At 53.3% G+C, this 25220-nt stretch carries 27 protein-coding genes and 3 tRNA genes; 23 read left to right on the top strand and 7 right to left on the bottom strand.

From position 1 onward, the window contains the following. Nucleotides 1–227: 227 nt before the first annotated feature. Nucleotides 228–1298 (bottom strand): porin, encoded by a 1071-nt coding sequence (locus FQK12_RS05145; RefSeq protein WP_014229889.1) that lies wholly within the window; start codon nt 1296–1298, stop codon nt 228–230. A 627-nt stretch (nt 1299–1925) separates the two neighbouring features. Here FQK12_RS05145 and drpB point away from each other — a divergent pair. Genes drpB through FQK12_RS05125 form a run of 4 tightly spaced genes read left to right on the top strand, consistent with a single transcriptional unit; the run spans nt 1926 to nt 4910 of the window. Beyond that, a complete protein-coding gene (drpB, locus tag FQK12_RS05140) occupies nt 1926–2207 on the top strand; it encodes a cell division protein DrpB (protein ID WP_004852229.1) in 282 nt (93 codons plus the stop codon). A 42-nt stretch (nt 2208–2249) separates the two neighbouring features. Next, nucleotides 2250–2945 carry a phosphohydrolase gene (locus tag FQK12_RS05135; RefSeq protein ID WP_014229888.1) on the top strand — a complete coding sequence of 232 codons (696 nt, stop codon included), beginning with the start codon at nt 2250–2252 and terminating at the stop codon, nt 2943–2945. A gap of 56 nt (nt 2946–3001) precedes the next feature. Then, nucleotides 3002–4435: a DNA cytosine methyltransferase gene (locus tag FQK12_RS05130; protein WP_014229887.1), complete on the top strand. Its 1434-nt coding sequence runs from the start codon at nt 3002–3004 to the stop codon at nt 4433–4435. Next, the gene (locus FQK12_RS05125) at nt 4416–4910 is read left to right on the top strand and encodes a very short patch repair endonuclease (protein WP_014229886.1); all 495 of its coding nucleotides are present in this window, start codon (nt 4416–4418) and stop codon (nt 4908–4910) included. The genes FQK12_RS05130 and FQK12_RS05125 overlap by 20 nt, the downstream gene beginning before the upstream one ends. Here FQK12_RS05125 and yedA read toward each other — a convergent pair. Next, nucleotides 4885–5796, bottom strand: a complete 912-nt coding sequence (gene yedA, locus FQK12_RS05120) for a drug/metabolite exporter YedA (protein WP_014229885.1) — start codon at nt 5794–5796, stop codon at nt 4885–4887. The two genes, FQK12_RS05125 and yedA, sit on opposite strands and share 26 nt — an antisense overlap. 183 nt (nt 5797–5979) lie before the next feature. On the opposite strand from yedA, the gene FQK12_RS05115 reads away from it, so the two are divergent. The 3 genes from FQK12_RS05115 to dgcQ all read left to right on the top strand — a co-directional run bounded on the left by FQK12_RS05115 (nt 5980) and on the right by dgcQ (nt 8921). Further along, the gene (locus tag FQK12_RS05115) at nt 5980–6891 is read left to right on the top strand and encodes a DUF808 domain-containing protein (protein ID WP_014229884.1); all 912 of its coding nucleotides are present in this window, start codon (nt 5980–5982) and stop codon (nt 6889–6891) included. A 75-nt stretch (nt 6892–6966) separates the two neighbouring features. Next, on the top strand, nt 6967–7146 hold the full coding sequence (locus FQK12_RS05110) for a YodC family protein (protein ID WP_025106102.1): 180 nt from the start codon (nt 6967–6969) through the stop codon (nt 7144–7146). A gap of 107 nt (nt 7147–7253) precedes the next feature. After that, nucleotides 7254–8921 carry a cellulose biosynthesis regulator diguanylate cyclase DgcQ gene (gene dgcQ, locus FQK12_RS05105; protein ID WP_014229882.1) on the top strand — a complete coding sequence of 556 codons (1668 nt, stop codon included), beginning with the start codon at nt 7254–7256 and terminating at the stop codon, nt 8919–8921. Between the two features lie 329 nt (nt 8922–9250). On the opposite strand, the gene yodD is transcribed toward dgcQ, so the two are convergent. Next, nucleotides 9251–9466: a YodD family peroxide/acid resistance protein gene (gene yodD, locus FQK12_RS05100; RefSeq protein ID WP_014229881.1), complete on the bottom strand. Its 216-nt coding sequence runs from the start codon at nt 9464–9466 to the stop codon at nt 9251–9253. Between the two features lie 132 nt (nt 9467–9598). Between yodD and dsrB the strand changes: the two genes are divergently transcribed. Continuing rightward, on the top strand, nt 9599–9787 hold the full coding sequence (dsrB, locus tag FQK12_RS05095; protein WP_004136599.1) for a protein DsrB: 189 nt from the start codon (nt 9599–9601) through the stop codon (nt 9785–9787). 41 nt (nt 9788–9828) lie between these two features. On the opposite strand, the gene rcsA is transcribed toward dsrB, so the two are convergent. Beyond that, nucleotides 9829–10452, bottom strand: a complete 624-nt coding sequence (gene rcsA, locus FQK12_RS05090; RefSeq protein ID WP_014229880.1) for a transcriptional regulator RcsA — start codon at nt 10450–10452, stop codon at nt 9829–9831. A gap of 456 nt (nt 10453–10908) precedes the next feature. Here rcsA and yedD point away from each other — a divergent pair, with 456 nt between their 5' ends. Beyond that, nucleotides 10909–11325 carry a lipoprotein YedD gene (gene yedD, locus FQK12_RS05085; protein ID WP_162097175.1) on the top strand — a complete coding sequence of 139 codons (417 nt, stop codon included), beginning with the start codon at nt 10909–10911 and terminating at the stop codon, nt 11323–11325. A 49-nt stretch (nt 11326–11374) separates the two neighbouring features. On the opposite strand, the gene amyA is transcribed toward yedD, so the two are convergent. Continuing rightward, entirely contained in the window at nt 11375–12862 is a 1488-nt protein-coding gene (gene amyA / locus FQK12_RS05080; RefSeq protein ID WP_014229878.1) for an alpha-amylase, read from the bottom strand. A 201-nt stretch (nt 12863–13063) separates the two neighbouring features. Between amyA and tcyJ the strand changes: the two genes are divergently transcribed. The 5 genes from tcyJ to sdiA all read left to right on the top strand — a co-directional run bounded on the left by tcyJ (nt 13064) and on the right by sdiA (nt 17401). After that, nucleotides 13064–13864, top strand: a complete 801-nt coding sequence (gene tcyJ, locus FQK12_RS05075; protein ID WP_014229877.1) for a cystine ABC transporter substrate-binding protein — start codon at nt 13064–13066, stop codon at nt 13862–13864. A 95-nt stretch (nt 13865–13959) separates the two neighbouring features. After that, entirely contained in the window at nt 13960–14946 is a 987-nt protein-coding gene (gene dcyD, locus FQK12_RS05070; RefSeq protein WP_014229876.1) for a D-cysteine desulfhydrase, read from the top strand. Between the two features lie 15 nt (nt 14947–14961). Continuing rightward, on the top strand, nt 14962–15630 hold the full coding sequence (gene tcyL / locus FQK12_RS05065; protein ID WP_004103458.1) for a cystine ABC transporter permease: 669 nt from the start codon (nt 14962–14964) through the stop codon (nt 15628–15630). Continuing rightward, on the top strand, nt 15627–16379 hold the full coding sequence (tcyN, locus tag FQK12_RS05060; RefSeq protein WP_004852203.1) for an L-cystine ABC transporter ATP-binding protein TcyN: 753 nt from the start codon (nt 15627–15629) through the stop codon (nt 16377–16379). Before tcyL ends, tcyN begins: the two co-directional genes overlap by 4 nt. Nucleotides 16380–16678: 299 nt before the next feature. After that, nucleotides 16679–17401, top strand: coding sequence for a transcriptional regulator SdiA (sdiA, locus tag FQK12_RS05055; RefSeq protein ID WP_014229875.1), 723 nt, complete (start codon nt 16679–16681; stop codon nt 17399–17401). A gap of 67 nt (nt 17402–17468) precedes the next feature. Here the strand turns inward: sdiA and FQK12_RS05050 are convergent, their stop codons facing one another. Beyond that, complete coding sequence (locus FQK12_RS05050; RefSeq protein WP_004122104.1) at nt 17469–17693, bottom strand: DUF2594 family protein; 225 nt, start codon at nt 17691–17693, stop codon at nt 17469–17471. Between the two features lie 463 nt (nt 17694–18156). Here FQK12_RS05050 and uvrY point away from each other — a divergent pair, with 463 nt between their 5' ends. From uvrY to FQK12_RS05010, 8 genes are all read left to right on the top strand, one after another. Continuing rightward, nucleotides 18157–18813, top strand: coding sequence for a UvrY/SirA/GacA family response regulator transcription factor (gene uvrY, locus FQK12_RS05045; RefSeq protein WP_004122102.1), 657 nt, complete (start codon nt 18157–18159; stop codon nt 18811–18813). Then, nucleotides 18810–20642, top strand: coding sequence for an excinuclease ABC subunit UvrC (gene uvrC, locus FQK12_RS05040; RefSeq protein ID WP_004852196.1), 1833 nt, complete (start codon nt 18810–18812; stop codon nt 20640–20642). Before uvrY ends, uvrC begins: the two co-directional genes overlap by 4 nt. A gap of 57 nt (nt 20643–20699) precedes the next feature. Beyond that, nucleotides 20700–21248, top strand: a complete 549-nt coding sequence (pgsA, locus tag FQK12_RS05035; protein ID WP_004122100.1) for a CDP-diacylglycerol--glycerol-3-phosphate 3-phosphatidyltransferase — start codon at nt 20700–20702, stop codon at nt 21246–21248. A 151-nt stretch (nt 21249–21399) separates the two neighbouring features. Beyond that, nucleotides 21400–21475 (top strand) — tRNA-Gly (locus FQK12_RS05030). A gap of 38 nt (nt 21476–21513) precedes the next feature. After that, a tRNA-Cys gene (locus FQK12_RS05025) sits at nt 21514–21587 on the top strand. Between the two features lie 13 nt (nt 21588–21600). Next, nucleotides 21601–21687 (top strand) — tRNA-Leu (locus tag FQK12_RS05020). A gap of 196 nt (nt 21688–21883) precedes the next feature. Further along, entirely contained in the window at nt 21884–22771 is an 888-nt protein-coding gene (locus FQK12_RS05015) for a dihydrodipicolinate synthase family protein (RefSeq protein ID WP_014229874.1), read from the top strand. 54 nt (nt 22772–22825) lie between these two features. Then, entirely contained in the window at nt 22826–23506 is a 681-nt protein-coding gene (locus FQK12_RS05010; protein WP_014838846.1) for a YecA family protein, read from the top strand. A 29-nt stretch (nt 23507–23535) separates the two neighbouring features. Here FQK12_RS05010 and tyrP read toward each other — a convergent pair whose 3' ends face one another. Continuing rightward, a complete protein-coding gene (gene tyrP, locus FQK12_RS05005; protein WP_032693587.1) occupies nt 23536–24747 on the bottom strand; it encodes a tyrosine transporter TyrP in 1212 nt (403 codons plus the stop codon). 194 nt (nt 24748–24941) lie between these two features. Here tyrP and FQK12_RS05000 point away from each other — a divergent pair, with 194 nt between their 5' ends. After that, entirely contained in the window at nt 24942–25181 is a 240-nt protein-coding gene (locus FQK12_RS05000; protein ID WP_004852186.1) for a YecH family metal-binding protein, read from the top strand. Nucleotides 25182–25220: the final 39 nt, after the last annotated feature.

Genomic DNA, 25220 nt, shown 5'->3' with positions numbered 1-25220 from the left:
TCATTTGCATGATGACGTAATTTTCTTCCAACGTCTCCCGTCAAAAAGGATATCACGCCTCGAAGGGGCTACAATTATCATCTTCCTGATTTACTGCGGAGCAATCGTTAATAGATCGCAACGCCTCATCTTTCTGCCGTGTAGCGATATTCGCGATGCAGGACGAGGAGCCGTTGGTAAAAACGAAAAAACCCGCACGAGGCGGGCTTTAGATTAACCAGGCAGTCTTAGAACTGGTAGGTGATACCCACGGCGAACTGATCGTCGGTGGCTGCGCCACTTACCGCCGCGTCTTCATCATCGATCAGATTGAATTTGTATGCGGTGTAAACGTTGAAGTTTTTGTTGAAATAGTACCATGCACCCAATTCAACGTAGTTCATGATATCCGCATTAGTGTCTTCTTTGGCGCCCAGGTCTTTACCTTTCGCGTAGACATAGCCCAGGGATGGACGCAGGCCAAAATCAAACTGATACTGAACAACGGCTTCGATGTTCTGGGTGTGATTGGCAAAGCTGCCAAAAGTCGTTTTCTCCAGCGGAGTCATGTTACGGGATTCACCGTACATGACTGATGCATACAGACTATTTGCATCGTATTTAGCCGCCAGGTTCCAGACTTCAGCTTTTTCGCCTCTGCGGTCCGCAGCTTGTTCATCAGTACGGTCAGAGTTGCTGTAGGCGCCAACGAAACCGAAGCCGTCAAAGTTGTAGTTAACGGAGAAACCAAAACCGTCGCCGTTTGATTTTTTCGCGGTGGTATCGTTGTTTTTACCCTGATACTGCAGAGCAAAGTTCAGGCCATCCACCATGCCGAAGAAGTCGGTGTTACGGTAGGTTGCTACGCCGTTGGTACGGCCGGTCATGAAGTTATCGGTGTAAACCAGACCGTCACCACCCCACTCAACGAGCATATCAGTGTAACCCGCCGCGTCATAAACCACGCCGTAGTTACGACCATAATCGAATGAACCGTAGTCGCTGAATTTCAGACCGGCGAATGCTAAACGAGTAGCGCTGCCCTGCTGACCTTCCGGTTTGTCCGCTTTGATGTTGTATTCAAACTGGCCATAGCCGGTCAGTTCAGTGCTAATCTGGGTCTCGCCTTTGACGCCGAAACGCGCATAGGAGGTATCGTCAGAGTTGTTGTTGCCGCCATCATGGGTCATGATGTGTTCGCCAACCATTTTGCCGTAGAAATCCAGTTTGTTGCCGTTCTTATTATAGATTTCTGCTGCATTAGCCGCGCCAGCAACTAATAAAGCTGGAACCAGAATTGCCAGTACTTTTCTTTTCATTATACATTCCCTTTTGATTATAATTAATATGAATTGTGTCATTCCTTCCGGGGTGACTATTAAATACTAACGACGAAGTTCATTTTTCTTTAAATTAAAAATGTAAGTAAATTATATCTAATATTACAAAATGTTTCCGTTCTATTCATTATATTTAAATTGTATTGATGTTTGAAAATTTATTTATTGTATTTATGTCTTTTAATAACATTGAGTTATGATTGGTTTTGTATGATTTTTGTTGTCCATAAGCTTCATGTGCTCTATGTATTGTTAGATTGTATTTATATATTATATGTTTATTTCTCAATATCTGATTGCCGCCGCTTTTTTGTAAGGATAAAGCGAAGAGCGAGCAAGCAAATATGATATTTGAGGCAGGGAGGGTGGGGGTAAATATAGTCTCAGAAATTCAGTTATATTCATTAATTTGTATTATTTAAAAACGAAATGAATTCATTGACTATATGTAGCGGGCGATAGGGTCGTGCTCCCGACCAGGGCGCAAAATCGAACCCGTGAGAGAGGGATCTGCTGTTTTGCAGGCGTTTTCGCTATATAATGTGACCGATATCACATTTTTACCGGTGGGTGATAGGGGTTGTGAAGTAGATGGAGAACAAATGAATGGAAGATAAAGCGAAAAGAAGTCCTGGCGGGAAACTGGCGCTGTGGGCATTTTACGCCTTTTGCGGCTATTTCCTGTGGGCGATGGCGCGTTACTGGTGGGTTGTGGGGAAGATTGAAAGCGTGCCCGGCGCCACGATTGACGGCGAGCTCGGCTCAACGGCAGGAAAATGGATTGGCGCGCTGCTGGGTTTCCTTGTGTTGGGTATTGTCGGGACCCTTCTCGGGGCGATCGCCTGGTACACGCGTCCTAATCCGCAGATGTATGAACATCACGATTAAAATTGCTATGCTCGTTGCTGGCCTTATATCAAAGGAACGCGCATGGACCTTTATCACTGGCAGCAACGATTTGAAGCCTGGCTAAGCCAACATCACGGGCAAGAGGATGCTGCTCACGATATTTCACACTTCCGCCGGGTATGGGCTACCGCGCAGCAGTTGGCCGAAGAGACCGCTGCCGACCGCCTGGTGATCCTCACTGCCTGCTACTTTCATGACATTGTCAGCCTGGCGAAAAACCATCCTGAGCGAAGCCGTTCTTCTGCGATGGCGGCGGAAAAAACGCTGGCTATCCTTCAGTCCGCTTTTCCTGATTTCCCCCCGGAACGCTACGCGGCGGTTTTACACGCGATTGAAGCCCACAGTTTTAGCGCGGCGATTGCTCCGCAAAGCGAAGAAGCGAAAATCGTCCAGGATGCCGATCGCCTTGAGGCGCTGGGGGCTATAGGGCTGGCGCGCGTATTTGCGGTGTCCGGCGCGCTGAACAATAGCTTGTTTGATGCCCGCGATCCCTTTGCTGACCGGCGGGAATTGGATGACAAAACGTATGCGCTGGATCACTTCCAGTGCAAGCTGCTGCGTTTACCGAAAACGATGCAGACAGAAAAGGGCAGGGCAATGGCGGTGCACAATGCGCGTTTTCTGGTGCAGTTTATGGCCAAGCTGAGCGCAGAGCTTCGCGGAGAGCCGATGGCGCTTGATGCTGAGGTTTTGCAGCGCTTTGATCCACTAGCATAAAACTGGCCGCGCTATTTATGGTAACCTCTGCAAAAATAGTCGGGCTGGTTGAGGTTATGGCGCAAAATTTATCCAAGGAAAATCCCCCGTCTTTGAAGGTTGAACATACCGGAGAAGACGCGCAGGCGCTATTGCGTCAGCTAATGGCGATATACGATGTCAAAACGGTGGTCGCGCAGTTAATTGCCGTCGGCGAGCAGCACTGGAGCCCGGCTATCCTCAAGCGCGTTGCGACGGTAGCGCGCGCGGCAGGTCGTATCACCCGCCAGGAGCAGGCCCACCTGCGCACGCTCCTGCCGGAGCCGCCGGTGCATCATCCGCATTATGGGTTCCGCTTCGTCGATCTGTTTGCCGGTATCGGCGGTATTCGCCACGGTTTTGAAGCGATTGGCGGGCAATGCGTGTTTACCAGCGAATGGAATAAACATGCGGTGCGCACCTATAAAGCCAACTGGTACTGCGATCCTGAGCAGCATCGTTTCAATGAAGATATCCGCGATGTGACTTTGAGCCATCTCCCTGAGGTGAGCGAGGAAGAAGCCGCGCAGCATATACGCCAGACTATCCCGCAGCATGACGTTTTACTGGCCGGCTTCCCCTGCCAGCCGTTTTCTCTCGCCGGCGTGTCGAAGAAGAATGCCCTTGGTCGCGCTCACGGCTTTGCCTGCGAAACGCAGGGAACGCTGTTTTTTGACGTGGTCAGGATTATCGCCGCCCGTCAGCCGCCGATTTTTGTTCTGGAGAACGTCAAAAACCTGAAGAGTCACGATCGGGGGCGGACGTTTCGTATCATTATGCAGACGCTGGATGAGCTGGGGTACGAGGTTGCCGACGCGGCGCATACCGGGGCGGATGACCCTAAAGTCATCGACGGGCGTTATTTTTTACCCCAGCACCGGGAGCGTATTGTGCTGGTGGGTTTCCGGCGCGATCTCCAGCTGCATGAGGGATTTACCCTGCGCGATATCGCCACTCTTTATCCCACTCGTCGGCCGACCTTTGGCGAGCTGCTGGAGCCCGCGGTTGACGACAAATTTATTCTCACCAGGGTGCTGTGGAAGTATCTCTATCGCTACGCGCGTAAGCACCAGGAGCGGGGGAACGGTTTTGGCTACGGGCTCGTCGACCCAACGAATCCGCACAGCGTGGCGCGAACGCTCTCTGCCCGCTATTACAAAGATGGCGCGGAAATCCTCATTGACCGGGGCTGGGATCGGCCTCTGGGCGAAAAGCATTTTGATGACCCTGAAAACCAGCTTCGTCGTCCGCGCAGGCTGACGCCCCGCGAGTGCGCGAGGCTTATGGGGTTTGAGACGCCGCAGGGATATCGCTTCCGTATTCCGGTCTCGGATACCCAGGCCTATCGCCAGTTTGGCAATTCCGTCGTCGTGCCGGTATTTGCGGCGGTGGCGAAGCTGCTGGCGCCGCGTATTGCACAAGCGGTTGCCAGGCGTGAGCAAGAGATTAACCATGGCCGACGTTCACGATAAAGCCACCCGCAGTAAAAACATGCGCGCGATAGGCACCCGCGATACGGCAATAGAGAAACGGCTGGCTGGGCTACTGGCGGGGGCCGGATTCTCTTTTACCGTACAGGATGCCGCGCTGCCCGGCCGCCCGGATTTTGTCGTGGCGGACTATCAGTGCGTTATCTTTACCCACGGCTGCTTCTGGCATCATCATGATTGCTATCTGTTCAAGGTTCCCGCCACAAGAACCGCGTTCTGGCTGGATAAAATAGCCAAAAACGTGGCGCGCGATCGCCGGGATATCGGGCGACTGGCGGAGCAGGGATGGCGGGTGCTGGTAGTCTGGGAGTGCGCGCTGCGCGGGCGAAAGAAACTCAATGACGACGCGCTGGGCGAACGGCTGGAAGAGTGGATCTGCGGCGGCGGTCAGTGCGCGCAGATCGATACTCAGGGCATAGGTTTGCTGGACGTTACTTCTCCGCCCTACAGGATGTAATTTCACGACGCGCCGGGAGCAGGTATTTGCCGAGCGTCACCAGAACGACCGCGAAGATGATGATCCCGAGCGCCAGCCACTCTACGGCAGATAAGCTTTCTCCGGCAAAACCGGTTCCCAGCAGTACGGCGACCACCGGGTTTACGTAGGCATAGCTGGTCGCTACCGCCGGTGTTACGTTACGAATCAAATACATATACGCGTTAATGGCGATAAGCGAACCGAAGATAGCCAGATAGGCGACGGCAAAAATACCGGACCACGACGGCATCTGGGTTAATTTTTCTCCGGTTAGCGTGGAGGCAATCATCAGCACGACGCCAGCCGCCAGCATCTCAATGGCGCCCGCCATCATCCCCGTTGGAAGCTCGATTCGCGAGCCGTAGACGGAACCAAAAGCCCAGCTCATTGAACCGATAAGTATCAGCAGCGCGCCCCAGGGATTACCGTTCAGGTTGCCGCCGCTGTTGAGCAGTACGATCCCCGCGAGGCCAATAGCGATACCTAACCACTCAAGCTTACGGGTCGCAATACCAAAAAAGCGGCTAAAACACAGGGTGAACAGCGGCACCGTCGCGACCATGACCGCCGCAATGCCTGAAGGCACGTGCTGATGTTCGGCGAGCGTCACAAAGCCATTACCTACCGCCAGCAGCAGCACACCAATCAGCGCCGCGTTAAGCAGCGGCTTTCGCGCAGGCAGCTTATGACCGGTTGCCAGCAGCCAGGCGGTCAGCACCGCGCCCGCGGAAAGAAAACGCACGCCAGCCATCATCAGCGGAGGCCAGCTGGCGACGCCGACGGCGATAGCGAAATAGGTGGAACCCCAGATGATATACAGCGCAAACAGCGCCCCGATGAGCGGTAACAGCTGACGGGTAGACATACTTCCTCACGACGGTGCAGAGATAGAAAGGGGACGTATAGTAAACGTGAAAACTATCGTGCTGGCGAGCGCTTTAATTCGCCTGCTATGGTTAAATTTTTGTTGACTATGGACACCGGTGGGCGAAAAAGCGCTTTTGCTTCATACTTCAGGAGGAACAATCATAAATGAAGGAATGCAATTTTGGCGGGAAGTAGTCTATTAACCTTATTGGATGATATTGCCACGTTACTCGATGATATTTCGGTCATGGGGAAACTGGCAGCAAAAAAAACGGCAGGCGTATTGGGAGACGATCTCTCGCTTAATGCTCAACAGGTCACCGGCGTGCGGGCCAACCGCGAACTGCCGGTAGTCTGGGGCGTAGCCAAAGGCTCATTGATCAATAAAGTCATCCTGGTGCCGCTGGCGTTGTTGATCAGCGCTTTTATTCCGTGGGCGATTACGCCGCTGCTGATGCTGGGGGGCGCGTTTCTGTGCTTTGAAGGCGTCGAGAAGGTGCTGCACAGCCTGCAGGCGCGCAAACACAAGGAGGATCCGCAGGTTCGCCAGCGGCGGCTTGAGGCCCTGGCGAACCAGGACCCTATGGCTTTTGAACGGGATAAAGTGAAAGGGGCGATACGCACCGATTTTATTTTGTCGGCTGAAATTGTCGCCATCACGCTTGGGATTGTGGCGGAAGCGCCGTTGTTGAATCAGATCCTGATTTTATCCGGCATCGCGCTTCTGGTGACGGTGGGGGTCTACGGTCTGGTGGGGATCATCGTCAAGCTGGATGATATGGGCTACTGGCTGGTGGAGAAAACCAGCTCGCTGGCGCAGTGGACAGGCAAGGCGTTGTTGGCGATCGCGCCCCGTCTGATGAAAGTGTTGTCCATTGTTGGCACTCTGGCGATGTTCCTGGTGGGCGGCGGTATTGTAGTCCACGGTATTGCGCCACTGCACCACACTATTGAAAATCTGGCCCATGGGCAGAACGGGGTCATTGCCTCGCTGCTGCCCACGGGCGCCAACCTGGTGCTGGGATTCATCATTGGCGCCATCGTGCTGGCTGGAGTGAAAGCGATTGCCGCTCTGCGTCGTCCGGCAAAGTAAATGTGCTCCTGGTCATGCAAAGTGGTTCAGCTTCGTCTATGTTAAATCTGTTTCTTCCTGATACCGGAGGCAAAAATGGTCTTGTTGGTCAGTGATGAAGTCAGGCGTAAAAGCGGTGGCCCCCGAATGGTCGTTACCGGGTTCGCCAACGGCATGGTTGAATGTCGCTGGTATGACGGTTACGGCGTTAAGCGCGAGGCGTTTCGTGAAGATGAACTTATTCGCGGAGGGGGAGGGAAGCTGAACCGCTCCTGACCCGTTATCAGCGCCCGGCATTCGTCGGGCGCTTTCATATTAATGGTTGTTTTACGAACAGGGAGCGTGGATGACGTTTGCTTCTTTAACCGTGCTGCGAGAAAACGATGGATAAGCTGATGTGGGTGAAAAAATTGCGCCAGATTTTAAGCCCCGGATATGTGGTTAACCTCTGTTTTTTTATCGTCTTCTGCTTTTCCACGTTGTTGATATGGCGTGAGATCAAGGTCCTGGAAGAAGCCTACGTCGCAAACCAGCGCAATAATCTTGAAAACGTTTCCCATGAGTTCGACAGCCTGCTGCAGTTTAATATCGACAGAATGATTTTTTTTCGTAACGGGATGCAATCGGCGCTGGGAACGCCGCTGGATTTTGTCGTATTGCGCAAGGCGGAAGAGGATTATTTAAAAAAGCGGCATGATCCCCTCTGGTCCGTTGAGATTCATAACCGGCGGACGCTGCCGGTCTATGGCGTTGCCGATGCATTTGTCGACGGCGACGCGCTTCTCTCTCGCGATAATTCCTTTTCCGGCAATGAGCTCATGGCCACCCTTGAGCTGGGCTATATGCTGCGTCTGGCTAATAACAACCGTGGTTTTGCGAAACGCATGCTGTACGTGTCGCGCAATGGCTTTTTTACCACCACCGAGCCGCTGAAGAATGCGACACAGGCGCTGGCGCTGTATTCGCGGGCGACAAGCGCCCCCTGGTTTACCCGGCAAACGCAGAGGAATAATCCTGCTCGCGGCATCGTGTGGCAAACCTTTCCCGATGAGGCGTCGCAGCGCGAAATGCAGGTGGTGACGGCGTCTATTCCGCTTGATTTCCAGCGCTATTGGCTCGGCGTACTGGCAATGGATTTCTCGGTACAAGAGATGAAAACGTTTCTGGTCAATGCGATTAAAACGGGCGAAGAGGGCGAGTACCAGCTTTACGATAATCAGCTCAATTTGATTGCCTCTTCCGCGCCGGGCAACGTACTGACGCTGCTGTCGCCGCGGGAACAGGAGATGCTGAGCCGCGCGTCTTCTCATGAGAATCAGGGGGGGATTCGCCTGGTCACGCGTTATATCAGCTGGGAAAACTTACGTAATTTTGATGGGGTACTGATCCGTATCCATACGATCCGGGAAGGCGTCCGCGGTGACTTTGGCAGCATCACCATTGCTTTAATGCTGATGTGGCTCATGTTCACGCTGATGTTGATGATCTCCTGGCTGGTGATCCGCCGAATGGTGCGCAATATGAGCGTGCTGCAGACCTCCCTGGAGTGGCAGGCCTGGCACGATGCGTTAACCCGCCTATTAAACCGCGGCGCGCTGTTTGAACGCGCCACTGCAGAAACTCGCCTGAGCGAGCGTTTAAAGCGGCCCGTTGCGGTGATTCAGCTCGATCTGGATTATTTCAAAAGCGTTAACGACCTGTACGGCCATCACGCGGGCGATCGCGTGCTGTCGCTGGTGGCCAGTACTATCGCCAGCCATATTCGGCAAGGCGATCTTGCGGGGAGAGTTGGCGGGGAGGAGTTTTGTATTGTGCTGCCGAATACCGCGTTAAAAGAAGCGAAGGCGATTGCTGAACGGATCCGTATCCGGATCAATAGCCGCGAAATTTTGCTGGGTAACAGCATGTCTTTGCGTATTACCGCTTCGTTTGGGGTGAGCTGTAGCGAGGATTCGGGTGAGTATAACTTTGAAAATTTGCAGTCTGTTGCCGATCATCGCCTGTATCTGGCCAAGCAAAACGGACGCGATCGGGTCTGCGCCGAAGGGTAAAATTAATTCCTGATGTAAATAAATTGAATTGAAATCATTCACTACGGTTATTTTAGTGAGATTATTCTTAAAAAACGTTTGGCGGCGATCGGACGTTCGTGGAAGAACAAATGTCCGCAGTCCTTGCCTGGCGAGCGTTGCCAGCGTGAAGGGGAAGCTAAGCCACGTTTTTCAATAATTTGCTTCATGAATGTTTGTTGTCATGCAAAATAATTGAGGGTAATGTTTGTAGCGCATCGGATATCCTGGTGTAACGAATTTTCAAGTGCTTCTTGCATTAGCAAGCTTCATCCCGACTCCTGCGAGTCGGGATTTTTTTCGCTCAGAATTCAGCGGTTGGCTTCCGTGATGCTGAAATCATGGATATCGAGCTCAAAGGCCTCAGCCAGCTCGCGCCAGGTGTGGTAACCCCGGCCATCAATACTGACGTGGTGGGGATCGTCTTGCGTACGCTGAACTTCACTTTCGCTGATTTCATTAATCGCCGCCAGCAGGGCGTCAACGTCTACGCTTCCTGCGCCTTGATTTTCTTTGGCGGTTTTCATTGCGGGTACCTCGCTTAACTCAGACAGGGCTATTTAAGTATAGTCGGTCTACAAAAACAGCAGTTACCGGGCAGGACACTGCGCGATCGGCAGTTTTGTTCTACACTGGCTCAAAAATAGAGGAGATGAGTTATGCAGGTAAACGATCGTGTCACGGTGAAGACCGATGGTGGCCCACGTCGATCGGGTGTTGTACTGGCGATAGAGTCGTTTAGCGAAGGCGTAATGTATCTGGTTTCGCTGGAAGATTACCCGCTCGGGATCTGGTTTTTTAATGAGAACGGTCATCCCGACGGTATTTTCGTTGAGCGGGACGAGTGATTTGCCTCAAGTGAACTGGCGGCAGCGGCCGCCAGCGTCTTTCAACGCAGGTTGACGTGAATTCCGGAGGTGATGTTTTCAGCCAGTCGTACGATATGATAAATCACCTGTTTGTTGTGGGTATGAATTTTCTTTTTAATATTGCCCTTATGCGATGAGACGGTTTTGGCCTTAATGTTCATCTGCGCTGATATGTGCGAGGTTCCGTGCCCGGCCATCCACATCTGCAGCATATTTGATTCGGTCTGGCTTAAGGACAGCGTGGGGATATTAATCCGGGTGGGACGATAGTTCTCATATTTCAGGCGGATGGCAAGGATGTCGTCCAGGTCTTTTTCGGTTAGTGATTTAGAGCAGATAAGTAAGTTTTTGCGCACCAGCAGGTAGTGATCGAAATGTATATTCGCCAGCGACATAAAGATAACAAATAGCGTCGCAGGATACTGGCTAATGATTTGCCGGATAAGCTGGTTGCTCTCTTCATGATGAATAAAGCAGTCTTCGTTGATAAATACCACCGTCGGGCGGCTAGTCTCGCAGAGAGCCTTCAGGCTCTGCGCACTGTGTACTTCAGTGATATCGCGCTTCCTTACCCCTCTGCCCGTCAGGTACCCGGTTAATCCCAGCCGGGTGAAGCTGCACAAATCCATGATAATCGTTGACATGACCCATCCTCAATCAACACGTAACGATAATTTATTCCTCGCTGACAAGCGCGATGAAGTCCATTTTGTTAGCAATAAAAAACGACTGCTGCCGCGGAACCATTAGGCAGCCTGAACTATTCCGTAATAAGCCCCATAATTTGCCAGGAATATTCTCAAAGTAAAGGCTACAAATCGCTATGTGGAGGAAATAAAAACAATAAATACCCGTCATATATAAGTTTGCCATTTTAGCGGCTTTTTAAAATAGGATTATCCTTATATTGAATGGTTAAAATAACATCTGCTGATTTATGGGTTTTATTCGATGGGTTAGAATAACTTAACATTCGAAGGCTATTTTTTACCATATTGGGTGAGCCCGACGTTCGCCCTGCTGCGCTGTTGCCGAATCGCGAAGGGTGGCGAGCTTAACGCTTTAATGCCACAATGTTTTTTTATCGGTTTGTGGGATGGATGATGAAAAAGATAGTGTTTGCTGGCGCTCTGCTGGCTCTGGCCGGGTGTGTTCAGGTTGATAGCTACAGCGAGGTGGTTAAAGCGCCAGCGCCGGCTGGGCTGGAAGGATACTGGCAATCGGCCGGCCCGCAGAGTGAAATGATGAGCCCGGATGCGATTGCGAGCCTGATCGTCACCAAAGAGGGCAATACCCTTGACTGTCGCCAGTGGCAGCGGGTTATCGTCCTGCCGGGTAAAATAATGAAGCGTGATGATGCGGTTTATAACGTCACCTCCGCGTTGGATGTTTATCCGATTGAGCGCGAAGGCGATACCCTGAGCTACGACCGGATGACGCTCAAGCGGGTGGATCGTCTTACCCCGGAGTGTGAACAGGCATGGAAAAAGGCCTCGGCTGATAAAAGCGGGCAATAAGCTTTTTGCGGGCTGAAACCCTTCTCAGCCCGCGGCGTTTCTCTGTATTTTATAGCACCTCTTCGATAACCCAGACGCTGACGCTGCCGCCGTTACAGGTAAAAACCCCGTTTCCTTCATCGTCAGTTTCAATCACTTCCTCGCGGTTGCCGAGAAAATCGCGCCAGCGTTTATTACGGTAGTTTTCCCCCAGAGGAAGCGTTTTTTCTCCGTCGTCACCGTTGGAAAGCACCACCACGCAGCCCGGATCCTCCTCGGTGCCGCTGCGGCTGAAAGCGATACAGTTCGGATGATCGAACCACAGCGTTTGTACGCCGTGAGCAAAACGCTGACGGGCATCGATCAGTTCGTGTAACTGCTCGATAACCGGCATCTCAACGGCGTAGGTCTCGCCGTCGTCGCCGGTATCTTCGTAGCTGGCGCCGAACAGGTCGGCATAAAAGACGGACGGAACGCCGTTTTCACGTAACAAAATGAGCGCATAAGCCAGCGGTTTGAACCAGGCCTCAACCGGCGCCTCCAGCGCCTGCAGCGGTTGGGTATCATGGTTGGTCACCAGGGTTACGGCGTGGAACGGGTCGGCTTCCACCAGCGTACCGCTAAAAATCTGGCTCATGTCATAGTCGCGTCCCTGCCGCGAGGCTTCATGGAATTTCATCTGCAGCGGCGCGTCAAAGAGCATCGTCTTACCGTCAACCATGTCGATATACTGCTGGAGCTTATCGACTTCATGCGACCAGTATTCCGCCACAATAAACAGCGGCTTTGTCGCCACCTCCTGGACGTGGTCGATCCACTCTTTATAAAACCAGGCGGGGATATGTTTAACCGCATCGAGGCGGAAGCCATCGCAGCCGGTTTGTTCCATCACCCAGCGGGCCCAGTACTTAATCTCCTCTGTCACCGCTCGATTGCGAAAATCGATATTTTCACCCATCAGGTAGTCGAAGTTACCCATTTCATCATCAACCTGATCGTTCCATCCTTCGCCGGTATAGTCGTTGACGATTTTAAACACGCCATCTTCATCAGGATTCTCAATATGGTCGATGCCGCTAAAGCACTTATAATCCCAGATGAATTCAGAGTATTTGCCGGCGCGTACCGGGAAGGTGTAGCGCGTCCAGGCTTCACATTCCACAATCTCCTCGGCGATTTGCGTGCGGTCGTTTTGATCAACACGCTGAATACGTACCGGCTCTTTTTCATCCGCGCCCATTTTATGGTTGACCACGACGTCAAGGAGTACGGCGATATCGTGCTGGCGCAGGGCGGATATGGCGGCCAGTAGCTGGGTTTTATCGCCATATTTCGTGGCGACAGACCCCTTCTGGTCGAATTCGCCGAGGTCAAACAGATCGTAGCAATCATAACCGACAGAGTAGCCGCCGGAGGCGCCTTTGTAGGCAGGAGGCAACCAAATCATGTTAATGCCGATTTCGTTGAGGTTTGGCGCCAGGGCTTCGACTTCACGCCATAATTCGCCGCCGGTGGGGTAGTACCAGTGAAAGCACTGCAGTAACGTGGGGTTTTTCATCTTCCATGCTCCATACGTCATCAAGCTGACCATTGAAGTATGAGAGATATCCAGCAAAATGGAGATGTTTTCGATACGTTTTCACTATGCCCTAAAAGGCATCATATATAATAATTTGGAATAAGATGTAGCGTATCGATGTTGGTGACTAAGGTTAAACGCCTTACACTACAGCAAAATATCACTCTGTTAGGGGTATCTATGAAATTAGCACTTCTGGGTCGTCAGGCGCTGATGGGCGCAATGGCCGTCGTATTAATGACCGGCGTCAGCGTAAAAACTTTTGCTGCTGAAAATCTGCTTAATCAGGTTAAAGAACGCGGCACGCTACGCGTGGGTCTGGAAGGGACATATCCGCCATTCAGCTATCAGGGAGATGACGGTAAGCTGACCGGCTTCGAGGTGGATTTTGCTAATGAACTGGCGAAACATCTGGGCGTGAAGGCTGACCTTAAACCCACGAAATGGGACGGCATGCTGGCTTCGCTGGACTCTAAACGTATCGATGTGGTGATAAACCAGGTCACTATTTCCGATCAGCGTAAGCAAAAATATGACTTCTCGACGCCGTACACCGTTTCCGGGATCCAGGCGCTGGTGAAAAAAGGTAACGAAGGCGTGATTAAAACCGCAGCCGACCTGAAAGGTAAGAAAGTTGGCGTCGGCCTGGGGACCAACTACGAAGAGTGGCTGCGCCAGAACGTACAGGGCGTCGACATTCGGACTTATGATGATGACCCGACGAAATACCAGGATCTGCGCGTAGGGCGAATTGACGCCATCCTGGTTGACCGTCTGGCAGCGCTGGATCTGGTGAAGAAAACCGGTAACACCCTTGCCGTCACCGGTGAAGCCTTCTCTCGCCAGGAATCCGGCGTTGCGCTGCGCAAAGGTAATGAAGACCTGCTGAAAGCGGTTGATGGCGCCATTGCGGATATGCAAAAAGACGGCAGCCTGAAGGCGCTGTCGGAAAAATGGTTTGGCGCTGACGTCACGAAGTAACGGCCAGCGGTGAAAAAAGGCGCTCCTGATAGCGCCTTTTTTTATTTCGCGCGTCACAGCGTGCATAATCAAGGATAATTCAGTCAGGAGGTCTTATGTCACTGCAAAATTTAACCCTATTCCCGCGTCTGGAACTGATTGGCGCGCCGACGCCGCTGGAATATCTGCCGCGCTTGTCCGATTACCTTGGCCGCGAAATTTTTATCAAGCGCGATGATGTGACCCCGCTTGCGATGGGGGGCAACAAGCTACGTAAGCTTGAATTTCTGGCTGCCGAAGCGCTGCGAGAAGGGGCGGATACCCTGATTACCGCCGGAGCTATCCAGTCCAACCATGTGCGCCAGACGGCGGCGGTGGCGGCTAAGCTGGGCCTGCACTGCGTGGCGCTACTGGAGAATCCAATGGGTACCCGGGCTGAGAACTACCTGACCAACGGTAACCGCCTGCTGCTTGACCTGTTTAATACTCAGGTCGAAATGTGCGACGCGCTGACCGATCCTAATGCTCAGCTGGAAGCGCTGGCGACCCGCATTGAAGCTCAGGGCTATCGTCCGTACGTGATTCCGGTTGGCGGTTCGAACGCGCTGGGCGCGCTGGGCTATGTGGAGAGCGCGCTGGAAATTGCCCAGCAGTGCGAAGGGGCGGTCGAGCTCTCCTCCGTGGTCGTCGCCTCCGGCAGCGCCGGTACGCATGCCGGCCTCGCCGTGGGACTGGAGCAGCTGATGCCCAATGCCGAGCTTATCGGCGTGACCGTATCGCGCAGCGTGGCTGACCAGCTGCCAAAAGTGGCTGCGCTGCAGCAGGCGGTGGCAAATAGTCTGGAACTGGAGGCAAAGGCCGGTATTCAGCTGTGGGATGAGTACTTTGCGCCGGGTTACGGAATACCGAACGACGAAGAGATGGCGGCGGTGAAGCTGCTGGCGCAGCTGGAAGGTATCCTGCTGGATCCGGTGTATACCGGGAAGGCGATGGCCGGATTGATTGATGGTATCAGCCAGAAGCGCTTTAAGGATGAAGGCCCAATACTGTTTGTTCACACCGGCGGCGCGCCTGCGCTGTTCGCCTATCATCCTCATATCTAATGCAGAACACATAGAATGCAAGAGAGTATCCAACTGGTTATTGATTCCGCGCCTTTTCTGCTGAAGGGCGCGGTATTTACGCTACAGCTCAGCATCGGCGGCATGTTTTTTGGCCTCGTGCTGGGGTTTATTCTGGCGCTGATGCGCATGTCGCCCGTCTGGCCGATTAAATGGCTGGCGCGGATGTACATCTCCATCTTTCGCGGAACGCCGCTGATTGCGCAGCTGTTTATGATCTATTACGGCTTGCCGCAGTTCGGCATTGAGCTGGATCCTATTCCCGCGGCGATGATCGGCCTGTCTTTAAACACGGCGGCCTACGCGGCGGAAACGCTGCGCGCAGCGATTGCATCCATTGATAAAGGACAGTGGGAGGCCGCGGCGAGTATTGGTATGACGCGCTGGCAGGCTATGCGCCGCGCGATTCTTCCTCAGGCCGCGCGCGTGGCGTTACCGCCGCTTTCCAACAGTTTTATCAGCCTGGTGAAAGATACCTCGCTGGCGGCAACTATCCAGGTGCCAGAACTGTTCCGTCAGGCTCAGCTGATCACCTCCCGGACGCTGGAGGTATTCACCATGTACCTGGCCGCTTCGCTTATCTACTGGGTAATGGCAACGGTGCTTTCCACGCTGCAAAACTATTTTGAAAATCAGCTGAACCGCCAGGAGCGAGATCCAAAATGAGTGCGATTGAAGTCAAAAACCTGGTGAAAAAATTCCATGGCCAGACGGTGCTTCATGGTATCGACCTTGAGGTTCAACAAGGGGAAGTGGTGGCGATTATCGGTCCCAGCGGTTCGGGGAAAACGACGCTGCTGCGCAGTATTAATCTCCTGGAGCAGCCGGAAAGCGGCACGATTCGCGTAGGCGACGTGACGATCGATGCCGGGCGCAGCATCAACCAGCAAAAAACGGCCATTCGCCGCCTGCGTCAGCACGTGGGCTTTGTGTTTCAGAATTTTAATCTTTTCCCCCATCGTACGGTGATGGAAAACATTATCGAAGGGCCGGTCATCGTTAAAGGGGAGGATAAAAATGAGTCCATCGCCCGGGCGCGTGAACTGCTGACGAAAGTTGGGCTTACCGGTAAAGAAAATAGCTACCCGCGTCGTTTGTCCGGCGGGCAGCAGCAGCGCGTGGCGATTGCTCGCGCGCTGGCGATGCGTCCGGATGTCATTCTGTTTGATGAGCCAACGTCGGCATTAGATCCTGAGCTGGTAGGGGAGGTACTCAATACCATTCGCCAGCTGGCGCAGGAGAGGCGCACGATGGTGATCGTGACCCATGAGATGAGCTTTGCCCGCGACGTGGCGGACCGCGCTATTTTTATGGATCAGGGGCGTATCGTTGAACAGGGTGAAGCAAAAGCGCTGTTTGCCAATCCTCAGCACGCGCGTACCCGCCAGTTCCTCGAAAAATTCCTGATGCAGTAATCGCCCCGCGCCGGCCGCATTCGCTCAGGCTTGTCTGACGGATGCGGCCGGGCAGCGCTGAATAACCGGTTTATCAGCAAAAAAAGTATGTCCGGATGGTGGTCATAAGCAACGACGATACATCTGTCAAGGTTTTGTGCCACGTCAATTGGCATAATTTTTTAACGTATCCGGTACTTTCGCCGGACGTAGTCTAATAAATGCGGTAGCTGCCATTTTTTATACATATAAGCAGGGTTTATGTGTTAGTTTTATGTATTTATAATAATGATTATCACTCAGGAGTTATTTGGTTAGTTATGAGGGACAATGATTTTTTCAGCTGGCGGCGGGAAATGCTGCAACAATTTCAGTCCGTTTCTGCAGGAGAGGGGGTTTATCATCTTCTCCAGCAGGAAGCAAAAGGGCTGGAATATGACTACTTCGCACTCTGCGTACGGCATCCCGTGCCTTTTACTCGGCCCAGGGTGACGCTGCAATCGACCTATCCTCAGGCCTGGATGGCGCATTATCAAGCCGAGAATTATCTGGCGATCGACCCGGTGCTGCGCAAGGAGAATTTCCTTCGTGGGCATCTGCCATGGAACGACAAGCTATTCCATGATACACCGGAATTATGGGACGGCGCGCGCGACCATGGATTACGCAAGGGCGTCACGCAGTGCCTGACGCTACCGAACCATGCTCAGGGATTCTTATCCGTTTCAGGAACCAGCCATAGCCAGGGACCCTTTGCGGAAGATGAGCTGGAGATGCGCTTAAGAACGCTAACCGAATTGAGCCTGCTGACGCTTTTGCGCCTGGAGGACGAGATGGTTATGCCGCCGGAAATGAAATTTAGTCGACGTGAACTGGAGATTTTGAAATGGACGGCGGAAGGGAAAACCTCGGCTGAGGTGGCAATGATTCTGTCTATCTCAGAAAATACCGTCAATTTCCATCAGAAAAATATGCAGCGAAAATTCAACGCGCCAAACAAAACCCAAATCGCCTGCTATGCCGTAGCGACGGGCTTAATTTGATCTCATGTGTTGTTCTGCGTGCCAGACGTAAGACCGGCTGTTAGTAATACCTTCAGCCGGTAATTGATTACTGACGATATGCCTGCTTAATTTGCTTAACGGTGCTGGAGAATACGGCAGCCTGAGCCTCATCTTCCATCTGCGCGATTTGCTTTTCCATTTTAATAATCACGCGGCCTGCATCAGCCTGACCCATGGCCTGCAGCATCAGCGTTATCATTGCTTTCAGACACGAAACTTCCTGTGCCAGTTCTTGGTTATTTTCCGCAGTGGAAAAATCTGGAGTGCTCATCTATATCCTCGGTTGCTTTCTGCGCAATTGCGCATGACTAAAAGTGAAGGCGGCGCAGTATACCACAAGCAAAGGAAAAAAAAGGAGTGCTTGATTTCTGTTCTTTCATCCGAGTGGTGAATGATTTAATTGACTGAATAATACGTATTCATGAGATCTAAGCGTGTTAATTTTTTCGTACGCCCCGTTTTCGTGTTAATAATTGTTACATATTCAGGCACATATTTATCGCCTACGCAATGTGTTGTGTTTTTACGTAATCTGTATGATGAATGTTAAAAAATAACTGTTGTACAACTCTATGTTATGTATGGCTTTCCAGCGGGTGTGCAGACAAATTTCCATAATTGCGTAAGAAATCTTTCCCAGCACATTTTTTGGCTTTCAAAATTAGGTTAAAACCCGGTAATATGTGGGAGATAAGCTATCAGTAGCGTTATCCCTAATTCTGGAGAATATTCCTTTGATCAACGTCCTTCTTGTTGATGACCACGAACTGGTGCGCGCAGGGATACGACGCATTCTGGAAGATATAAAAGGGATTAAAGTTGCCGGCGAGGCCTGCTGCGGTGAGGATGCCGTGAAATGGTGCCGCGCGAATCCCGTTGATGTAGTCCTGATGGATATGAACATGCCGGGTATCGGTGGCCTTGAGGCTACGCGAAAAATTGCCCGTTCCGTTGCTGATGCCAAAGTGATAATGCTGACCGTGCATACGGAAAACCCGCTGCCGGCGAAAGTCATGCAGGCCGGCGCTGCTGGCTACCTCAGTAAAGGCGCCGCGCCGCAGGAGGTTGTGAATGCGATTCGCTGCGTGGCATCGGGTCAGCGTTATATCGCCTCTGATATCGCCCAGCAGATGGCGCTAAGCCAGATTGAACCGGAGAAGGCGGAGTCGCCGTTTGCCAGTTTGTCTGAGCGAGAATTGCAGATTATGCTAATGATTACTAAAGGTCAGAAGGTCAACGAGATCTCAGAGCAGTTGAATCTGAGTCCCAAGACGGTGAACAGCTACCGCTATCGTATGTTCAGTAAACTGAACATACACGGCGATGTGGAGCTGACGCACCTGGCAATTCGCCATGGCCTGTGCAATGCGGAGTCGTTAGCAAGTCAGTGAGTGATGTTTTTGATGCAAAAGCTTTCCTGAAAACAGTAACCAGCCAGCCGGGCGTCTATCGCATGTATGACGCTGGCGGGACTGTTATCTATGTAGGCAAAGCGAAAGACCTGAAAAAGCGGCTGAGCAGCTATTTTCGCAGCAACCTGGCTTCGCGTAAAACCGAAGCGCTGGTGGCGCTTATCGCCCAGATTGACGTTACCGTGACCCACACCGAAACGGAAGCGCTGCTGCTTGAGCATAACTACATCAAACTATACCAGCCGCGTTACAACGTGCTGCTGCGCGATGATAAATCCTATCCCTTTATTTTCCTTAGCGGCGATACGCATCCTCGCCTGGCGACGCATCGTGGGGCGAAGCATGCGAAAGGCGAATATTTTGGCCCGTTCCCCAACGGCTACGCGGTTCGCGAGACGTTAGCGCTGCTGCAAAAAATCTTCCCTATCCGCCAGTGTGAGAACAGCGTCTATCGCAACCGTTCGCGGCCTTGCCTGCAGTATCAAATTGGCCGCTGTCTGGGGCCGTGCGTCGCCGGACTGGTGAGCGAGGAAGAGTATGCCCAGCAGGTCGACTACGTGCGCCTGTTCCTGGCGGGCAAAGACGATCAGGTACTGACTCAGCTGATTGCCCGCATGGAAAAGGCCAGCCAGGCGCTGGAATTTGAAGAGGCAGCGCGGATCCGCGACCAGATTCAGGCCGTACGTCGGGTAACGGAGAAACAGTTCGTCTCCAATACCGGTGACGATCTGGATGTTATCGGCGTCTCGTTTGATGCCGGCATGGCGTGCGTCCACGTGCTGTTTATCCGCCAGGGTAAAGTCCTTGGTAGCCGCAGCTATTTCCCCAAAGTGCCGAATGGCACCGAACTCGGTGAAGTGGTGGAAACCTTTGTCGGGCAGTTTTATTTGCAGGGCAGCCAGATGCGGACGCTGCCGGGCGAGATCCTGCTGGATTTTAACCTGGGAGACAAAACCCTGCTGGCGGATTCGCTCTCAGAGCTGGCCGGGCGCCGGGTTAACGTACAGACCAAACCCCGCGGCGATCGCGCCCGTTACCTGAAGCTGGCGCGCACGAACGCCGCGACGGCGCTGACCACCAAGCTTTCCCAGCATTCAACGATTACGCAACGTTTGCGGGCGCTGGCGACATTACTCAAGCTTCCGGCCGTCAATCGGATGGAATGCTTTGACATCAGCCATACCATGGGCGAACAGACGGTGGCGTCGTGCGTGGTTTTTGATAGCAACGGACCGCTGCGCGCAGAGTATCGCCGTTACAATATTACCGGCATCACGCCGGGAGATGATTATGCGGCGATGAATCAGGTCCTGCGTCGTCGCTACGGTAAGGCAATAGAAGAGAGTAAAATTCCCGATGTTATCCTGATCGACGGCGGTAAAGGCCAGCTTGGGCAGGCGAAGACGGTTTTTGCCGAGCTGGACGTGCCGTGGGATAAAAGTCACCCTCTGTTATTGGGCGTGGCAAAAGGCAGCGATCGTAAAGCGGGCCTGGAGACGCTGTTCTTTGAACCGGAAGGCGAGGGCTTTAGTCTGCCGCCGGACTCCCCCGCGCTGCATGTGATTCAGCATATTCGCGACGAGTCGCACGATCACGCCATTACCGGCCACCGTAAGAAACGGGCAAAAGTAAAAAGCACCAGCACGCTGGAAACCATTGAGGGAGTCGGACCCAAACGCCGACAGATGCTGCTTAAATATATGGGCGGTCTGCAAGGGTTGCAGAAAGCCAGCGTCGAAGAAATTGCGCAAGTACCGGGTATATCTCACGGTCTGGCAGAAAAGATCTTCTACTCGTTGAAACATTAGGAGCTCTGTAGCAACATAGGGCTAATTTTTACTTACAACAGATAGTTACCCGTTACTATGCAATTTAATATCCCTACGTTGCTTACTCTGTTTCGCGTCATTCTTATCCCGTTCTTTGTACTGGCGTTTTATCTGCCGTTTACTTGGGCCCCTTTTGCCTGTGCGCTAATTTTCTTCGTCGCAGCGGTGACCGACTGGTTTGATGGTTATCTGGCGCGTCGCTGGAATCAGAGCACGCGTTTTGGCGCTTTCCTCGATCCGGTCGCGGATAAAGTCATGGTGGCTATTGCGATGGTACTGGTTGCCGAGCATTACCATACCTGGTGGGTGACGTTACCGGCCGCTACCATGATCGCGCGTGAAATTATTATCTCCGCGCTGCGCGAGTGGATGGCCGAACTGGGCAAGCGCAGCAGCGTGGCGGTGTCATGGATAGGCAAAGTCAAAACCACGGCGCAAATGGCCGCGCTGGTGTGGATGCTGTGGCGCCCAAATATCTGGGTTGAATGGGCGGGGATTGGTCTGTTCCTCGTGGCGGCGGTGCTGACGCTGTGGTCCATGCTGCAGTATTTGAACGCTGCGCGCGGCGATTTGCTTGATCAGTGATCGTTTCGGCGCAATTTTCAGCAAACAACACAAGGTTTTAAAAAATATCGTTGACTCATTGCGCCAGGTAAGTAGAATGCAACGCATCGAACGGCAGCACTGTCTGACAGACGATAACAAAATCAAGTAATTAGCAAATTAGCTTGATGATGCGGGAATAGCTCAGTTGGTAGAGCACGACCTTGCCAAGGTCGGGGTCGCGAGTTCGAGTCTCGTTTCCCGCTCCAGTTTAAAACATCGGCATCAGCGGGTGTTCAAGCATTAAGGCGCGTTAGCAAAGCGGTTATGTAGCGGATTGCAAATCCGTCTAGTCCGGTTCGACTCCGGAACGCGCCTCCAATTTCTATCCCGAGCCCGGATGGTGGAATCGGTAGACACAAGGGATTTAAAATCCCTCGGCGTTCGCGCTGTGCGGGTTCAAGTCCCGCTCCGGGTACCATTGGGATAAAGCAGAATAATCAAAGCAATAAGCAGTGTCGTGAAACCACCTACGGGTGGTTTTTTTGTTTTTGTATTGCCATAACCTCGCTTTTGAACCTCAGCCCCACCTCATTCATTTTTGTCATAGGACAAAACCCGCATCTGTTGTTACTCTGTGTCGGCAATCTATCATTATCTCAATAAGTGGGGATGAAATGTTTACTGGCCTCTGCGCTTTTCCTCTGACTCCGTTACATCAGCATGGCGTTGATGAAACGGCTTTTGCCCGGATTGTCACTCGCCTCGCCGAATCTGCCGTCGATGCTCTCGGCGTGCTCGGTTCCACGGGAAGCTATGCCTGGCTCAGCCGCGAGCAGAGAATACAGGTTATCCGACAGGCCAAATCGCATGCCGGAGCGGTGCCGCTTATGGCAGGGATCGGCGCGTTGGGGACCGATCGGGTCCTTCGACTGGCAGAGGATGCGCAGCGGGCTGGCGCCAACGCGCTGCTCCTGCCGGCAATCGCCTATCAGCCCCTGACGGAAGAGGAGATTTTTGCTTTTTACCAGACCGTCACCCGCGAAGTCTCCGTGCCCGTCTGCGTTTACGATAACCCCGTGACCACGCACGTGACGACCTCGGATGCGCTTAAAGGCGCGATCGCTGCGCTACCGGGAATCGCTTCAATTAAAATACCGGGCCCCGCTAAAAATGACGTCGCACGGCGCGTTCAGAGCCTGCGGCGGCAGCTACCGGCTGAGGTGACGATCGGGATTAGCGGAGACGCCTGCGCGGCCGATGGCCTGAACGCCGGCTGCGAAGTCTGGTATTCGGTGTGCGGCGGCCTGTTCCCGTACGTCGCCAAAGAGCTGACGGCGGCCGCGACGCGGGGGCAGGCTCAGCTGGCGGAGGCAATAAGCGCCAGGCTGGAGCCGCTGTGGACGCTCTACAGGAAGTATGGCGGAAGCCTGCGGGTCACTGCCGCAGCGGCGACGATCCTCGGTCTGTGCGGTGAGGATTGTTTGCCGCGTCCCCTGCTACCGCTTTCGCCGGATGCCTTTCGTGAGATTGCTGAGACGCTGCGCAGCCTGAACCTTGAGTAGCCGGGTGGTTTTCTCTCGCTATTTCCGCTACTGTAAGCGCCATTTTTTACGACGATGAGCCTGTTTATGAAAACTGGACCCCTGAACGAAAGCGAAGTTGAATGGCTGGACGATATCCTGTCGAAATACGCGGTAGAAGGCACCATCATGGACGTTGCCGAGCTTGATGGGCTGCTGACGGCCATTCTCTCCGGGCCGACGGAGATTGAACCCGCGCAGTGGCTGCTTGCTATCTGGGGCGGAGCGGATAACGTGCCGCGCTGGGCCAACGATCGCGAGCGGGATCGTTTTGTGAACCTGACGCTGCAGCAAATGAGCGATATCGCCGAGCGCTTGAGCGATTATCCCGAACAGTTCGAACCGATGTTCGGCAGCCGCGAAGAGGAAGGGCAGGAGCTCACGATTGTTGAAGAGTGGTGCTTCGGCTATATGCGCGGGGTGGGACTGAGCGACTGGTCCGCGTTGCCGGCTGAGCTGCAGGCGGAGCTGGACGTGATTGCCCTGCACGGTACCGAGGAGCGATTTGAGGCGCTTGATGAATTATCCGCGGAAGAGTTTGTCGCCAGCGTTGAGCGAATTCGTCCTGCCGCCCTGGCGCTTTATAACTACTGGACTGAGCACGCGCAACCGGCGGAAGTTCAGCAGCCCATCCGGAATGAGGCGAAGGTGGGGCGCAACGATCCTTGCCCGTGCGGCAGCGGTAAGAAATATAAGCAGTGCTGTTTAGCCAAATAAAAGAAGGGGCCAATATGGCCCCCTTCTTTTTACCCCACCGCGGGCAGCAAGCCTGCGGCAATCGCGAACTGGATCGCGACGATGCCGATCCCGCAGAGCAGGACGAGCCACAGCGCCGCTGAGCCTCCCGCGACCCGCCATGCTGCATCAGGATGCTGTTTGCGGCTCTTCATGACCAGCAGCGCAGGCAGCATGAGCGCCAGCACGGCCAGCGCGACGCCCGCATAGCCTAACGCCATCACGAAGCCACGCGGGTAAAATAGCGCGAACGCCAGCGGGGGCAAAAAGGTAATCAGGCCGCTCTGTATCCGTCCACCGGCGCTGTTCTGGCGTTGAAACAGATCGGCCAGATAGTCGAATAACCCAAGCGCCACGCCGAGAAATGACGTCGCCAGCGCCAGATCGGCAAACAGATGCACCGCCAGCTCAACGTGCGGTGAGGCGACCACTTCGCGGATAGCTTCCAGCAGCCCGTTAAGCCCGGCATTTTTTGCCAGCAGCGCGGTAAAGACGGGAGAGTCAATGCTGCCGAGCGTCGCCAGCTGCCAGAAAATATAGGCGACCAGGGGAATAAAGCTCCCGATGACAAATACCCGACGCAGCTTGCGAATATCCCCGCCCAGATAGCTCACAATACTGGGTATGCTGCCGTGAAAACCAAACGAAGTAAAAATCACTGGAATCGCTGACAGAGCCAGTCCCTGCTGTAGCGGCAGCGTCAACAAATTTACCTGGTGAATATGCGGCAGCAGCAGAGCCAGCATAATGGCGAGAAAGATAATTTTTGCGCTGAACAGAAAGCGGTTAAAAAGATCGACCAGCGAGGTTCCGATACACACTACCGTCCCGCCGATCCCGGTAAAAATCAGGACGCCTGCCGCAGGAGGCAGTCGCCAGTCCAGCCACTGGTTGAGGCTGGAGGCCAGCAGCTCGCCGGCGCCGCTAATATAGGCGGCGGTGAGAGCGTACAGCAGAAACAGCATGCAAAAACCGGTAGCCCACTGCCCGTAGCGGCCGAGATAGCGCGCGGCCAGCGACCCCAGTCCCATATCAGCCGGCACGTGCTGATACACTTCCAGCAGCAATAAGGCGGTATAACACATCAGCGCCCACAGCGTTATCAGCAAACCAAACGTTACGCCGAAACCCACGCCCGCCGAGGCCAGCGGCATCGCTAACATCCCTGCGCCGATTGTGGTGCCGGCAACGATTAAAATACTACCCAGAGTGCGGTTCTTCACGCTTTTCTCTATCCATCACGGAATACACAATTAATTATGCCGCGCAGAGTATGTGAAATCAGTGAGTTCGTCAAATGAGGGTTACAGGGAGTGTAATGTTAACTTTACGATGTCAGGGGTTTGCGCGAAAGCTGCGCTGGCGCAAGAATCCGCCGCTCTGGCTGGTTTATTCTTCGGCCTTTACGGGAGGGGTTATGCCATCGATTCATGGTCACGAAGTGCTGCAAATGATGATTTCATCAGGCGAGTCTTACACTGTTGCTACGCTGGAAGCGGCGATTATCGACCGTTTTGGGAAAGAGGTTCGATTCCATACCTGCTCGGCGGAAAATCTGAGCGCGGCGGAGCTGGTGGCGTTTTTGCAGAAAAAAGGCAAATTTATTGCTGCTGAGGAAGGATTTAATACGCACGAAAGTAAAATTTGCCGCCATTGATACTCATGCGGCAGCGAACGCCGGGCGTCGCTGCCGTAA

The sequence above is a fragment of the Klebsiella sp. ME-303 genome (assembly GCF_007910085.1).
GTDB lineage: Bacteria > Pseudomonadota > Gammaproteobacteria > Enterobacterales > Enterobacteriaceae > Klebsiella > Klebsiella michiganensis.
Note: the sequence above shows the minus strand (reverse complement) of the source record. Positions and strands in the feature narration are given on the sequence as shown.

Excerpts from the sequence above, each read along its gene's own strand:
- FQK12_RS05130 (WP_014229887.1), top strand. The coding sequence starts at position 3,002 with ATGGCGCAAAATTTATCCAAGGAAAATCCCCCGTCTTTGAAGGTTGAA.
- FQK12_RS05015 (WP_014229874.1), top strand. The coding sequence starts at position 21,884 with ATGTTTACTGGCCTCTGCGCTTTTCCTCTGACTCCGTTACATCAGCAT.
- tcyL (WP_004103458.1), top strand. The coding sequence starts at position 14,962 with ATGCAAGAGAGTATCCAACTGGTTATTGATTCCGCGCCTTTTCTGCTG.
- amyA (WP_014229878.1), bottom strand. The coding sequence starts at position 12,862 with ATGAAAAACCCCACGTTACTGCAGTGCTTTCACTGGTACTACCCCACC.
- pgsA (WP_004122100.1), top strand. The coding sequence starts at position 20,700 with ATGCAATTTAATATCCCTACGTTGCTTACTCTGTTTCGCGTCATTCTT.
- dcyD (WP_014229876.1), top strand. The coding sequence starts at position 13,960 with ATGTCACTGCAAAATTTAACCCTATTCCCGCGTCTGGAACTGATTGGC.
- FQK12_RS05135 (WP_014229888.1), top strand. The coding sequence starts at position 2,250 with ATGGACCTTTATCACTGGCAGCAACGATTTGAAGCCTGGCTAAGCCAA.
- FQK12_RS05000 (WP_004852186.1), top strand. The coding sequence starts at position 24,942 with ATGCCATCGATTCATGGTCACGAAGTGCTGCAAATGATGATTTCATCA.
- tcyJ (WP_014229877.1), top strand. The coding sequence starts at position 13,064 with ATGAAATTAGCACTTCTGGGTCGTCAGGCGCTGATGGGCGCAATGGCC.
- tcyN (WP_004852203.1), top strand. The coding sequence starts at position 15,627 with ATGAGTGCGATTGAAGTCAAAAACCTGGTGAAAAAATTCCATGGCCAG.
- yedD (WP_162097175.1), top strand. The coding sequence starts at position 10,909 with ATGATGAAAAAGATAGTGTTTGCTGGCGCTCTGCTGGCTCTGGCCGGG.
- FQK12_RS05050 (WP_004122104.1), bottom strand. The coding sequence starts at position 17,693 with ATGAGCACTCCAGATTTTTCCACTGCGGAAAATAACCAAGAACTGGCA.
- yodD (WP_014229881.1), bottom strand. The coding sequence starts at position 9,466 with ATGAAAACCGCCAAAGAAAATCAAGGCGCAGGAAGCGTAGACGTTGAC.
- FQK12_RS05010 (WP_014838846.1), top strand. The coding sequence starts at position 22,826 with ATGAGCCTGTTTATGAAAACTGGACCCCTGAACGAAAGCGAAGTTGAA.
- yedA (WP_014229885.1), bottom strand. The coding sequence starts at position 5,796 with ATGTCTACCCGTCAGCTGTTACCGCTCATCGGGGCGCTGTTTGCGCTG.
- FQK12_RS05125 (WP_014229886.1), top strand. The coding sequence starts at position 4,416 with ATGGCCGACGTTCACGATAAAGCCACCCGCAGTAAAAACATGCGCGCG.
- rcsA (WP_014229880.1), bottom strand. The coding sequence starts at position 10,452 with ATGTCAACGATTATCATGGATTTGTGCAGCTTCACCCGGCTGGGATTA.
- dgcQ (WP_014229882.1), top strand. The coding sequence starts at position 7,254 with ATGGATAAGCTGATGTGGGTGAAAAAATTGCGCCAGATTTTAAGCCCC.
- FQK12_RS05110 (WP_025106102.1), top strand. The coding sequence starts at position 6,967 with ATGGTCTTGTTGGTCAGTGATGAAGTCAGGCGTAAAAGCGGTGGCCCC.
- sdiA (WP_014229875.1), top strand. The coding sequence starts at position 16,679 with ATGAGGGACAATGATTTTTTCAGCTGGCGGCGGGAAATGCTGCAACAA.
- drpB (WP_004852229.1), top strand. The coding sequence starts at position 1,926 with ATGGAAGATAAAGCGAAAAGAAGTCCTGGCGGGAAACTGGCGCTGTGG.
- FQK12_RS05145 (WP_014229889.1), bottom strand. The coding sequence starts at position 1,298 with ATGAAAAGAAAAGTACTGGCAATTCTGGTTCCAGCTTTATTAGTTGCT.
- dsrB (WP_004136599.1), top strand. The coding sequence starts at position 9,599 with ATGCAGGTAAACGATCGTGTCACGGTGAAGACCGATGGTGGCCCACGT.